Genomic DNA, 12,611 nt, shown 5'->3' with positions numbered 1-12,611 from the left:
GCCTAGCTTTCCTGCCGGAAGGCATCGGCGATGCGCCGCATCCGCCCGGCCCCGTCCACCAGCACCACGTCGAACCGCACGCCGGCCGCGCCATGGCCGGGGTTCGCCGCCATCCACGCCTCCGCCGCCGCCAGCAGGCGGGCGCGCTGGCGCGGGCCGAGCGCCAGGGCGGCGCCCGCCAGCTCCGCCCGCGCCTTCACCTCGATGAAGGCCAGCAGCCCCTCCCGCTCGGCGACGAGGTCGATCTCTCCGGCGGGGCCGCCGCGCGCGCCCCGGAGGCGGCGCGCCAGCACCGCCCAGCCCGCCGCCTCAAGCCGGGTGGCCACGGCTTCCTCCGCCTGCTGGCCGCGCATCGTGGCGGCGGCGCGTGTCTCGGGCGTGCGGCGCATCGCGCCACTCTTCACGCAGGCGTGAAACGGCGCAAGCCGGGCTGTGGCCGCACGCCTTCCGCCCCACATCGGGAAGCATGCAGAGACGCCCCGGCCGGCTGCGCCGCTTCTTCCGTCGCGGCCTGATCGCCGCCGCCCTGATCCTGATCCTGGCCGGCCTCGGCGCGGCCGGGCTGCTCTGGGCCAGCCTGCCCCCGTGCGCGGGGCGCATCGGCCTGCCCGGCCTCTCCGCCCCGGTGGAGGTGGTGGAGGATTCGCACGGCATCCCCCGCATCACCGCCCGCACCGAGGCGGACGCGGCGCGCGCGCTGGGCTGGCTGCATGCGCGGGACCGGCTGTTCCAGATGGAGCTGATGCGCCGCAACGCCAGCGGCCGCCTGGCCGAGATCGCCGGCCCGGCGGCGCTGCGGCTGGACCGCTTCCACCGCACCCTCGGGCTCCGCCAGCGCGCCGAGGCCGATTACGAGGCCCTGCCGCCCGACACGCGCGCCGTGCTGGAGGCCTATGCCGAGGGGGTGAATGCCTGGATCGGCGCGCGCGGCCGGCTCGCCGCGCCGGAATTCCTGGCGCTCGGCGTGCCGGAGCCATGGCAGCCGGCGCATTCGCTGCTCTGGGCCAAGACCATGGGGCTGTGGCTCTCCAACAACTGGCGCACGGAGCTGGACCGCGCCCGCCTCGCCGCCCTGCTGCCGCCCGCGCGGCTGGCCGAGCTGTGGCCGGCCGATGACAGCCCCGGCCGCCCCGATGGCGCGGCGGAGCGGCAGGCGGCGCTGGAGCCGGGATTGCTGAAGCCGGGATTGCTGGAGCCGGGGCGGATGGCGCGCCTCGCCGCCGCCCTGCCGCGCTTTCCCGAGGATGCGCCGCTGCCCAATGTCGCCTCCAACGCCTGGGCGCTGGCGCCCGCCCGCTCGGCCAGTGGCGGCGCGCTGCTGGCGTCCGACCCGCATCTCGGCTTCCAGGCGCCGATCCTGTGGTATCTGGCGCGCATCGAGCTGCCGGGCGGCCGCTTCCTGGCGGGCGCCACCGCGCCGGGCGTGCCCTTCATGGTGATCGGCCGCAACGAGAGCCTGGCCTGGGGCTTCACCACCACCCATTCCGACACGCAGGACCTGTTCATCGAGCGCCTCTCCGGCGCCGAGGGCTACGAGACGCCGGACGGCCCCCGCCCCTTCACCGTGCGGGAGGAGCGCATCGCCGTCCGCGGCCAGGAGGAGCAGGTGCTGCGGGTGCGCGAGACGCGGCACGGCCCGGTGATCTCCGACCTGGAGGGCAGCCCGGCGGACGGCACGGTGCTCGCGGTGCAAATGGCCAATCTGGAGCCGGGCGACAGCGCCGCCGCCGGGCTGCTGGCGCTGAACCGCGCGGGCGACCTCGCCACGGCGCGGGCGGCGGCCGCCCGCATCACCGCGCCGCCGCAGAACCTGATGGTGGCGGAGGCGGCGGGCGGCATCGCCATGTACCTCACCGGCCGTACCCCGCTGCGCCGCGCGGGCGATGGCAGCCTGCCCGCGCCCGGCTGGGATGGCAGCCATGACTGGGCCGGCTTCCTGCCCTTCGACGCGCTGCCCCATGCCGAGCGCCCCGCCGGCGGGGCGCTGGTGAACGCCAACAACCGCGTGCAGCCGGAGGGGGCGGAGCCCTATCTCGGCCGCGACTGGCACGGCGACTGGCGCTTCCGCCGCATCCACGGCCTGCTGGCGCAGCGCGGGCGCCACACGCCGCAGGACCAGGCGGCGATCCAGCAGGATGCCACCAGCCTGTTCGCGCGGGAGGTGCTGCCGGTGCTGCTGGCCCTGCCCCGCCCCGGCGGCCCGGCCGGCGTGGCGCGCGACCTGCTGCTGGGCTGGGAGGGCGAGATGGCGGTGGACCGGCCGCAGCCGCTCATCTTCAACGCCTGGTGGAAGCTGGCCGCCCGCATGGCGCTGGCGCATGGCGGCGTGCCGGAGGGCGGCTGGCCGCCCACGGCGGAGTTTCTGCGCTTCGTGCTGCACCCGGACGGGCGCGGCGCGCACTGGTGCCGCCCCGCCGCCGAAGCTGGCGCGCCCCGCCCGGCCCCGGAATTCGCCCCCGGCGGCGCCTGTGCCGCGCTCGCCGCCGCCGCGCTGACCGAGGCGGTGGAGGCGCTGGTGGCGCGCTTCGGCCCGGACCCCGCGGCCTGGCGCTGGGGGGATGCGCATGAAGTGCGGTTCGAGCACCCGCTGCTGCGCTTCCTCCCCGGCCTCGGCGGCTGGACGGCCATCGCCCTGCCCACGCCGGGCGATGGCGAGACGGTCAACCGCGGCGGCATGGATGGCGGCTTCCGCCACGTGCACGGCCCCGGCCTGCGCGCCGTGTTCGACCTCGCCACGCCCGACGGCGCCTGGGCGGTGATCGCCACCGGGCAGTCGGGCCACCCGCTCTCCCGCCACTGGGGAGACCAAGCGCCGCTCTGGGCGGGACAGGGCGCGGAAGGGGCGCGGCTGCTGCGCCTCGGCGTCGTGCCGGAGCAGGCGGGCGGCCAGTTCACCCTGGTGCCCGGCGGGGCCACGGGCGAATGAGGCGGCGGAAGGTGCGCATCCACCGTTGCATCGTGGCGCGCGGGCAGGGAAAGTAGGGGAACAGATGCTGCACCGCTCCACCCGCCGCCCGCAATTCTTCTACACCACCGCGCCGCTGCCCTGCCCTTACCTGGCCGGCCGGCTGGAACGGAAGATCGTGACCGAGCTGACCGGCCCCGATGCCGAGCCGCTGCACGACCGGCTTTCGCGCGCCGGCTTCCGCCGCAGCCACAACATCGCCTATTCGCCGGTCTGCCCGGGCTGCCAGGCCTGCATTCCCATCCGCATCGACGCCGCCGGCTTCCGGCCGGACCGCACGCAGCGCCGCGTCGCCCGCGCCAATGAGGGGGTGCAGGGCAGCCCCGCCCCGGCGCGCGCCACGGCCGAGCAGTTCTCGCTGTTCCAGCGCTACCAGCGCAGCCGCCACCAGGATGGCGACATGGCGGCGATGGGCTTCTACGACTACCGCGCCATGGTGGAGGACACGCCGATCACCACCGGGCTGGTGGAGTTCCGCGACGCCGATGGCCGGCTGCTTGGCGGCTGCCTGACCGACTGGCTGAGCGACGGGCTGTCGGCCGTCTACTCCTTCTACGAGCCGGAGCTGGAGAAGCGCTCGCTCGGCACCTTCATCATCCTGTGGCTGGTGCGGCGGGCGGTGGAGCTGGGGCTGCCCTATGTCTATCTCGGCTACTGGGTGCCGCAGAGCCGCAAGATGACCTACAAGGCGCGCTTCCACCCCAGCGAGATCCTGGCCGGCGGCACCTGGCGCCCGCTGCCGCGCGGCGGCATGCCGGAGGCGGGCACCGCCACCCTGGCCACCGCCGCCACGCCCTGAGCCACGCTCCCCTAGGCCACGCTCCCCTGGGCCACGCTCCCCTGGGCCACGCTCCCCTGGGCCACGCTCCCCTGGGCCACGCTCCCCTGGGCCACGCTCCCCTGGGCCACGCTCCCCTGGGCCACGTCCCGAGCCGCGCCGGGAGGGGTGGTGGCGCACCCTCCCCACCTCGCCTATAAGCGCGGAGGGCCCTCAGGGCCCGGCGTTCTGCTCATGGCCCTGTTCACGGAAAGACAAAGCTTGGATTCCTTCGCGCCATGACCGGGACCCGCCATCATCTCATCCTTGGCGGCTGCGGCTTCATCGGCCGCCATGTAGCGCTGCTCCTGGCCGAGGCCGGGGAGACGGTCATGCTCTGCGACAGGGCGCCGCTCTCCGTCACCTACCCCGAGGCGGTCCGCCACCGCATCGGCCACTGCACCGCCGACCTGGCCACCGCCGACTGGGACGCCATGCTCGAAGGCGTGGCGGTGGTGCACCATTATGTCTGGGCCTCGCTGCCGGCCAGCGCCAATGCCGACCCTGCCCGCGACCTCGCCCTGAACACCACCCCCACCCTCGCCCTGCTCGAGGCCATGCGCCGGCGGGGCAAGGCGGCGCCGCGGCTGGTCTTCTCCTCCTCCGGTGGCACGGTCTATGGCCGGCTGCGCCAGGTTCCGGTGCCGGAGGAGCACACCCTCGCGCCGATCACCGCCTATGGCGCCGGCAAGGCGGCGGTGGAGCTGTATCTCGGCCTCTACCGCGCCCTTTACGGGCTGGATTGCCGGGTGGCGCGGCTCGCCAATCCCTTCGGCGCCGGGCAGGACCTCGCGCGCGGCCAGGGCGCCGCCACCACCTTCCTGCACCATGCCCTCACCGGCCAGCCCATCACCATCTGGGGCGATGGCGAGGTGGTGCGCGACTTCATCCACATCGCCGACGCGGCGGCCGGCATGGCGGCGCTGGCCACCTGCCCCGAGGTCGGGGAGAACTGGGTCGTCAACATCGGCAGCGGCCAGGGTACCAGCCTCAACACCATCATCGCGGAGCTGGAGGCGCGCCTCGGCCGCCGCCTGGCCGTGCGGCGCGAGCCCGGCAGGGCCTTCGACGTGCCGGTCAGCGTGCTGGACATCCGCCGGGCGCGCGACGTGCTGGGCTGGGCGCCCCGCCTGTCCTTCGCCGAGGGCATGAGCCGGACCCTGAGCGACCTGGCCGGCGCGGCCACGCTCTCGACCATGGGCTGAGATAGGCGACGCGGCCCGCCCGGCCGCGTCATGCGGGCAGCAGAACAGCGGAAGGGAGACCAAGCGCGTGGGTGAGATCTTTGAACGGGCGATGCCCGCGGCGCCTCTGGAGTGGACGGGCGAGCGTCTGACCACCGCCACCTCCGGGCAGGTCGAGATCGAGCACCTGCACCGCTACTTCCTGGCGCGCAGCCTGTGCCGCGGCCTGGACGTGCTGGATGTGGCCGCGGGCGAAGGCTATGGCTCCGCCCTGCTGGCGCAGGCGGCGCGCTCGGTGCTGGGCGTGGAGCTTTCGGCCCAGGCGGTGGAGCACGCGGCGCGGGCCTACCCCGCCGCGAACTTGCGCTACCAGCAGGGCGACGCGCGCCGCCTGCCGGCGGCCGATGCCAGCGTCGATGCCGTGGTCTCCTTCGAGACGCTCGAGCATTTCTACGAGCACGACCAGTTCATGGCGGAGGTGCGCCGGGTGCTGCGCCCCGGCGGGCGCCTCATCATCTCCTCCCCCGAGCGGGACGTGTATTCGCCGCCCGGCAGCGCGGCCAACCCCTACCATGTGAACGAGCTGTCCCGCCCGGAGTTCGAGGCGCTGCTGCGCCGCTTCTTCCCGCGGGTGCATCTCCTCGCGCAGCGGCCGATGATGGGCTCCGCCCTGGTGGCGGATGACGGCACCGGCCCGGCCCGCACCCTGACCTTCGAGAAGCGCGGCCCGGCGCATTACGAGGCCAGCGGCGCCCTGCCCCGCCCCCCCTACCTCATCGCCGTCGCCTCCGATTCGGCGGTGGATGACGTGCCGAACTCGCTCTTCATCGAGACCAGCGAGATCCAGGGCCTGGTGCAGGCGAGCACGCTCCCCCCTGTGGGCGAAATCCCGGAGGCGACGCGGCGGGAGCTCGCGGCCTATGCCACGCAGGCCGCCATCTACGAGGAGAATGCCCGGAACAACGTCGCCACCATCGCCCGCCTGCAGGACGAGCTGAGCGCGGCGCGGGAGGAGATCGGCCTGCTCCACGGCCAGGCGGAAGGGCTGCAAGGGGAGATGGAGCGGCTGCGGCGCCAGCACGCGGCGCTGCGGCAGGCCTTCCGGCGGCGCCCGCCGCGCGGCGCGGTGCCGGCCGGCAACACCGGCGCCACGGAAGCCGAGATGGCCGAGCTGGAGCGCCTGCGGCTGGAGGCGGCCGAGCGGGCACGGCAGGATGCGCAGGAGGCCGAGATGCGCGCGCAGCGGATCGCCCGGCTGCACCGCCTGGGGGTGCTGCATCTGGCCCGCCTGGTGCCACGGCCGCTGCGGCACAGGCTGCGCGACCGCCTCGTCGGGCAGGGCCGCCCGTGAGCGCGGCGCTGGACCCCGCCGCCTCGCCGTCCAGCGCCGAGGATGCCGCGCTGCTGCGCGAATCCGGCGTGCTGGACGAGCTGTTCTACCGCGCCGAGGCCGATCTGCCGGAGATGGCGGACGCCGCCGGCCACTACCTGAGCACCGGCTGGCGGCTGGGGCTGGAACCCGGCCCCGGCTTCTCCAGCGATTTCCTGCGGCCTTACTACAGCGCGTCCGGCTACGATGGCCCGCCCGGCCTGGTCTGGGCCGAGCTGTCGCTGATGACGCCGAGCCCCCTGCCGCGCAACCCGGCCGAGGCCCAGGTGCTCGCCGACCGCATCCGCGCCGGCGCGGTGTTCGACGAGGCGGCCTATGGCCGCCAGCTGCCCGCGGGCCTGGACCCGGTGACGCATTACGTGCTGATCGGGGAGCTGCTGGGCTGGCAGCCGGGCGACAGCTTCGACCCCGTCTTCTACCTGGAAAGCAACCCGGACCTCGCGGCCGCGGGCGTGCATCCGCTGCTGCACTACATCGAGCACGGCCAGCGCGAAGGCCGCCCCGCCCGCCCGGTGGTGAACCGCCTCAGCTTCCCGCCCCTGCCGGATGACGGGCGGCCGGTGATGCTGTTCATCTCGCATGACGGCTCGCGCACCGGCGCGCCGGTGCTGGGCTGGAACCTGATCCGCCGCCTCTCCCGGGACTACCGCATCGTCTGCCTGATGATGCATGGCGGCGAGCTGGAGGCCGATTTCGCCCGCATGGCCAGCGTCGTCATCGGCCCGCTGGTCTGGGAGGAATGGAAGGCGGCCGAGATGCAGCGCATCGCCGAGCGGCTGGTGGCGCTGTACCAGCCGCTCTACGCGGTGGCCAACAGCATCGAGACGCACCTGATGGTGCCGCCCCTGACGCGGCTCGGCGTGCCCGTGGTGGCGCTGGTGCACGAATTCGCCACCTACACCCGGCCGCTGCGGCGGATGCGCGACATCTACGACCATGCCGAGCACGTGGTGTTCCCGGCGCAGGTCGTCGCCCGCTCCTCCTTCGAGGCCTTCCCCGAGCTGCGCGAGCGGCGCGGCGTGCACATCATGCCGCAGGGCCGCTCCGACCCCACCATGCCCGCGGGCGAGGCCGAGCCCCTGTCGGAGCGGCAGCGGGCCATCCTGCGCCCGCCCGGCATGGAGGACGCCTTCCTGGTGCTGGGGGCCGGCTTCGTGCACATCCGCAAGGGGGTGGACCTGTTCATCGCCGCCGCCGCCACCGCCCGGCGGCTGCGGCCCGACCTGAAGCTGCGCTTCGTCTGGATCGGCCATGGCTATGACCCGGAGAAGGACAACACCTACTCCTCCTACCTGGCCGAGCAGATCGCGCAGTCGGATCTGGGGGACAGCTTCGCCTTCATGGACGCCGTGAGCGACCTGGAGCCGGTCTATGCCGCCACCGATGCCTTCTTCATGTGCTCGCGGCTCGACCCGCAGCCGAATGTGGGCATCGACGCCGTCACCCGCGGCATCCCGACGGTCTGCTTCGCCGGCGCCTGCGGCACGGCCGAGATCCTGGCCTCCGACCCGGACATCGCCTGGATGGTGGTGCCGCATCTCGATGCCCATGCCGCCGCGCAGGCGCTCTGCCGGCTGGCGGAGGACCCGGCGCTGCGGGCGGCCAGCCGCGAGCAGGTCGCCCGCGTTGGCGCCCGGGCCTACGACATGGACGCCTATGTGCGGCAGATCGACGCCTGGGGCCGCGCCGCCGCCGACCCGGCCCGCCGCGCGCGGACCGACCGGCTGATCGATTCCGGCCTGGTCGATCCGGACATGGCCTTCGCCCCCGGCACCGCGCCGGAGGAGCCGGGCGCGGCCGAGCGGCTGGCTGTGCGGCAATGGGCGCTGTGGTCCGGCATCCGGGAGGCCTCGCCCACGCCGCTGCTGCGGCGGCCCTTCGCCGGCTTCCAGCCGCAGGTCTATGCCCGCGCCCACGGGCTGGATGGCCCGCAGGCCGAGGCAGAGCCGGTGACGCACTGGCTGGAGCAGGGCCGCCCCGCCGGCCCCTGGCTGCGCGAGGTGTTCTCGCCCGCCAGCCCGCCGCCCGCGCCGGGAGCGGCCCCGCGCATGGCGCTGCAGGCTCATTTCCACTACCCCGACATGGCACCGGAGCTGGCCAGCCGCCTCGCCGCCAACCGCACCGCCTGCGACCTGCTGCTGTCCACCGACAGCGAGGGCAAGGCCGCCACGCTGCGGCATGCCTTCCGCCACCACCATGGCGCCGTGACGGTGCGGCTGGTGCCGAACCGCGGCCGCGACATCGGCCCCTTCCTCACCGGCTTCGCGCGGGAGATCGCCGAAGGCGGCTACGACGTGGTGGGGCATGTGCACGGCAAGAAGAGCATCTCGGTCGATACGACGCTGGGGCGCGTCTGGTGCGATTTCCTGTGGGAGAATCTGGTGGGCGGCGAGCACGCCATGCTCGACCTCGCCGCCGCGGCCTTCGCCGCGCGTCCGGCGCTGGGCCTGCTGATGGCGGAGGACCCGCACATCGTCGGCTGGGACGGCAACCGGGTGGTGGCCGAGGCGCTGGCGTCGCGGATGGGCCTGCCGCAGCCGCTGGACGAGGCCTTCGACTTCCCGCTCGGCACCATGTTCTGGGCCCGCCCCGCGGCGCTGCGGCCGCTGCTGGCCCTGGATCTGGGCTGGGAGGACTATCCGGAGGAGCCGCTGCCCTATGACGGCACCATGCTGCACGCGCTGGAGCGGCTGATGCCTTTCGTGGCGCGGCATGCGGGCTTCACCGTCGGCGGGCTGCGCGCGCCGGGCACCAGCTGGTAGGGAGAGGCCGGGCATGACCTTCTGCGCCATCTGCGGCGGAACCGCCTTCGAGGACCGGCCGGTGCTGTGGCCCGGCCTGATCGCGGAGTGGGAGCTGTCGGCCGAGGAGGCCGCCTATATCGACCGGCAGCAGGGCCGCACCTGCCTCGCCTGCGGCGGCAATCTGCGCGCCATCGCGCTGGCGCGCGCCCTGCTCGCGGCCTGGGAAGGCGGGCCGGTGCTGGCCCGCTTCGCCACCAGCCGCGCCGCGCGCCGGCTGCGGGTGCTGGATCTGAACGGCGCCGCCGGCCTGGGCGAGGCGTTGAAGCCCATGCCCGGCTACCGCCTCGCCACCTATCCGCAGGAGGACATGCAGGCGCTGAGCTTCGCCGATGCGAGCTTCGACGCCGTGCTGCATTCCGATACGCTGGAGCATGTGCCGGACCCGGCGGCCGCGCTGCGCGAATGCCACCGCGTGCTGCGGCCGGGCGGCACGCTGGCCTACACGGTGCCGATCATCGTCGGGCGGATGAGTCGCAGCCGGGCCGGGCTGCCTCCCAGCTACCATGGCGACCCGGCGCAGAGCGGCGAGGACTGGCGGGTGCAGACCGAATACGGCGCCGATGCCTGGCGCGGCGTGATCGAGGCGGGCTTCGATTCGGTCACGCTGAACGCGGTGGAGTTCCCCGCCGCCCTGGCCCTCAGCGCGCGCCGCGCCGGGGGCGAGGCGCCGCGCCGGGGCTGGCTGTCCCGCTGGCGCTGAGCGGGGCGGCGAACTCTTCCGGGAATCGTTCCCGGATTCAGGGGCCTGAAGACCCTTCCCCGGTTTCATCCGCGAGGGGACCTGCCGGATAGGGCCAGTGGCCCAGCCACAGCGTCTCCGCCACGCTGCCCGCCCCCGCCGCCAGCATGGCCAGCCGGTCGAAGCCCAGCGCGATGCCGGCGGTGGGCGGCATGCCCTGCGCCAGGGCGGCCAGGAAATCCCCGTCCACGGGCCAGCCCTCGCCATACAGGCGCTGGCGCTCGGCCACGTCGCGGGCGAAGCGGGTGGCCTGCTCCGCCGCATCCGTCAGCTCGTCGAAGGCATTGGCCAGCTCGATGCCGGCCATGAACAGCTCGAAGCGCAGCGCCACGCGCGGATCCGCCGGGTCGCGCCGGGCCAGCGCGGCCTGCGGGGCGGGCCAGTGGGTGAGGAAGGTGGCCCGCGCCCGGCCCAGCGCCGGCTCCACCCGCTCCAGCAGGATGCGGAAGAACAGATCCTCCCAGTTCTCGGCCGGCCGCGGCGTGAAGCCGGCGGCGCGGGCGGCCGCGTGCAGCGCCGCCGCGTCGCCCTCCCCCGCCGCGTCCAGCGTGGCCAGGATGTCGAGGCCGCCGGCATGGCGGGCGAAGGCCTCGGCCACGGTGAGCCGCTCGAAGGGCGCCGCCAGGTCGGTCTCGACGCCGCCGAAGGCGACGCGCGGCGGCAGCACGGCGCGGCAGAATTCCTCCGTCTCGTCCATCAGCCCCGCCAGCGTGGCGCCGGGGCGGTACCATTCCAGCATGGTGAATTCGGGCGCGTGGCGCGGGCTGACCTCGCCGTTGCGCCACACCCGCGCGATCTCGAAGACGGGCCCGCAGCCGGCCACCAGCAGCCGCTTGATGGCCAGCTCCGGCGAGGTGCGCAGCCAGAGGGGGAAGCCGCCCTCACCCAGTATCGGGCGGAACTCGCTGCGGAAGGCGGCGAGGTGCACCTCCATCCCCGGCGCCGGCACCAGAGCGGGGGTCTCCACCTCGGTGTAGCCGCGCGCGGCGAAGAAGGCGCGGGTCTCGGCGGCGAGGCGGGCACGGCGGCGCAGCGCCGGCAGGCGGCGGGCCAGGCTCTCGGGGTGCCACACGGGCAGGGAAGGCTGGGTTGCGGGATCGGGCATTGCGGCGCTGCGGCCTCCGGGCGTAAGGCGCGCGACCATGCCCGACGGTTCCCCGCCTTTGAAGCCCCGCACCCTGCGCGATGCCGCCGCCCTGGTGGAAGCCGGGCTGGTGCCGCCCGAATCGGCGCCGGGGCTGGAGCGGCTGGCCGGGACCTATGCCATCGCCCTCACCCCGGCGGTGCAGGCGCTGATCGACCGCGCCGACCCGGCCGACCCCATCGCCCGGCAATACGTGCCCGACATCGCCGAGCTGACCACCCTCCCCGAGGAGCGCAGCGACCCGACCAGCGACGCCCCCTTCACCCCGGTGAAGGGCGTGGTGCACCGCTACCCGGACCGCGCCCTGCTGAAGCCGCTGCTGGCCTGCCCCGTCTATTGCCGCTTCTGCTTCCGGCGCGAGGTGGTGGGGCCGGATGGCGGGCTGCTCTCGGAGGCGGAGCTGGAGGCGGCGCTGGACTGGTTCGCCGCCACCCCGACCGTGCGCGAGGCGATCCTGACCGGCGGCGACCCGCTGATGCTCTCGCCCCGGCGCCTCGGGCACATCCTGGCGCGGCTCTCGGCCATTCCGCATCTCGACATCATCCGGCTGCACTCGCGCGTGCCCGTCTCGGCGCCGGAGCGGGTGACGCCCGCTCTGGCCGAGGCGCTGGGGAGCACCGAGAAAGCGCTGTTCCTCTGCGTCCACGCCAACCACGCGCGGGAATTCGCGCCCCCGGCGCGGGCGGCGCTGCGGGTGCTGCGCCGCGCCGGCGTGGCGCTGCTCGGCCAGAGCGTGCTGCTGCGCGGGGTGAACGACAGCCCCGAGGCGCTGGCGGCGTTGTTCCGCGCCATGCTGGCCGCGCAGGTGAAGCCCTACTACCTGCACCAGCTGGACCGCGCGCCCGGCACGGCGCGCTTCGAGGTGCCGGTCGCGGAGGGCCGCGCCATCCTGCGGGCGCTGCGGGGGCGGCTCACCGGGCTGGCCTGGCCGGCCTATGTGCTGGACCTGCCGGGCGGCGCCGGCAAGGCGCCGCTGGGGCCGGATTTCGCCACCGCCGACGGGGCGGACTGGCTCGTGGAAGGCCCGCTCGACCACCAGCCGCACCGCCACCCCGGGCGCGCGGGCGCCCCGGCGGCGGGGCAGGCCGCAGCGCCTCCCCCGGGCCGCGGCGGAGGGGGCCGGCCCTAGCCGGCCGCCGGGGTGCTGTCCTCCTCCTCCCCGGCCAGCACGGCGCGCAGTTCCTCCATCGCCTCCGGCGCCAGCTCCGCCAGGCGGCGCAGGCCGAGGGGGGTGGGCTCGATCAGCCGCACCCGGCTGTCCTCCGGCGCCGGACGCTGCATCAGGTAGCCAAGCTCCACCCCGTCGGCCACGGCGCGGGAGAGGGTGGCCATGCTCAGCGCCCCGGAGCTCAGGGCATAGAGATCCTTCTGCGTCAGCCGCGTGCCGCGCTGGGCGGCCCGCACCGCCTCCATGAAGCACCAGATCCGCTCCATCCCGCGCACCGCCGGCAGCCGGCTGGAGCCCAGCAGCGCGAACTGCCGGCGCATCACGGCGGTATGCGCCGCGACCATGGCGCGGCTGGCGGTTTCCTCCCCCATGGCAGCTTTTCCTTTTCGTGGGACGGCAA

The 12,611-nt window shown here is 74.8% G+C and carries 10 protein-coding genes; 7 read left to right on the top strand and 3 right to left on the bottom strand.

Annotation, left to right across the window (positions count from 1 at the left end; all coding sequences use genetic code 11):
• Positions 1-2 precede the first annotated feature (2 nt).
• Positions 3-389, bottom strand: a complete 387-nt coding sequence (locus CR165_RS02260; RefSeq protein WP_109515317.1) for a YraN family protein — start codon at positions 387-389, stop codon at positions 3-5.
• A 77-nt stretch (positions 390-466) separates the two neighbouring features.
• On the opposite strand from CR165_RS02260, the gene CR165_RS02255 reads away from it, so the two are divergent.
• The 6 genes from CR165_RS02255 to CR165_RS25930 all read left to right on the top strand — a co-directional run bounded on the left by CR165_RS02255 (position 467) and on the right by CR165_RS25930 (position 9,860).
• Positions 467-2,926, top strand: a complete 2,460-nt coding sequence (locus tag CR165_RS02255) for a penicillin acylase family protein (protein WP_109515316.1) — start codon at positions 467-469, stop codon at positions 2,924-2,926.
• 64 nt (positions 2,927-2,990) lie between these two features.
• Positions 2,991-3,764 carry an arginyltransferase gene (locus CR165_RS02250; RefSeq protein WP_109515315.1) on the top strand — a complete coding sequence of 258 codons (774 nt, stop codon included), beginning with the start codon at positions 2,991-2,993 and terminating at the stop codon, positions 3,762-3,764.
• 257 nt (positions 3,765-4,021) lie between these two features.
• On the top strand, positions 4,022-4,987 hold the full coding sequence (locus CR165_RS02245; protein ID WP_109515314.1) for an NAD-dependent epimerase/dehydratase family protein: 966 nt from the start codon (positions 4,022-4,024) through the stop codon (positions 4,985-4,987).
• A 67-nt stretch (positions 4,988-5,054) separates the two neighbouring features.
• On the top strand, positions 5,055-6,317 hold the full coding sequence (locus CR165_RS02240; protein ID WP_146201812.1) for a methyltransferase domain-containing protein: 1,263 nt from the start codon (positions 5,055-5,057) through the stop codon (positions 6,315-6,317).
• Positions 6,314-9,118, top strand: a complete 2,805-nt coding sequence (locus CR165_RS25935; RefSeq protein WP_109515312.1) for a rhamnan synthesis F family protein — start codon at positions 6,314-6,316, stop codon at positions 9,116-9,118. The genes CR165_RS02240 and CR165_RS25935 overlap by 4 nt, the downstream gene beginning before the upstream one ends.
• Before the next feature lie 13 nt (positions 9,119-9,131).
• Positions 9,132-9,860, top strand: a complete 729-nt coding sequence (locus CR165_RS25930) for a class I SAM-dependent methyltransferase (protein ID WP_109515311.1) — start codon at positions 9,132-9,134, stop codon at positions 9,858-9,860.
• A gap of 37 nt (positions 9,861-9,897) precedes the next feature.
• Here CR165_RS25930 and epmA read toward each other — a convergent pair whose 3' ends face one another.
• Positions 9,898-11,004, bottom strand: a complete 1,107-nt coding sequence (gene epmA / locus CR165_RS02225) for an EF-P lysine aminoacylase EpmA (RefSeq protein ID WP_109515310.1) — start codon at positions 11,002-11,004, stop codon at positions 9,898-9,900.
• A 37-nt stretch (positions 11,005-11,041) separates the two neighbouring features.
• On the opposite strand from epmA, the gene CR165_RS02220 reads away from it, so the two are divergent.
• Positions 11,042-12,172, top strand: a complete 1,131-nt coding sequence (locus CR165_RS02220; protein WP_109515309.1) for a lysine-2,3-aminomutase-like protein — start codon at positions 11,042-11,044, stop codon at positions 12,170-12,172.
• On the opposite strand, the gene CR165_RS02215 is transcribed toward CR165_RS02220, so the two are convergent.
• Entirely contained in the window at positions 12,169-12,582 is a 414-nt protein-coding gene (locus tag CR165_RS02215) for a helix-turn-helix domain-containing protein (protein ID WP_109515308.1), read from the bottom strand. The two genes, CR165_RS02220 and CR165_RS02215, sit on opposite strands and share 4 nt — an antisense overlap.
• Positions 12,583-12,611 lie beyond the last annotated feature (29 nt).

The organism is Teichococcus aestuarii (genome assembly GCF_003116135.1).
GTDB classification, from domain to species: domain Bacteria; phylum Pseudomonadota; class Alphaproteobacteria; order Acetobacterales; family Acetobacteraceae; genus Pseudoroseomonas; species Pseudoroseomonas aestuarii.
The sequence above is the reverse complement of the archived record's forward strand: the minus strand, read 5'-3'. Positions and strand labels throughout refer to the sequence as shown.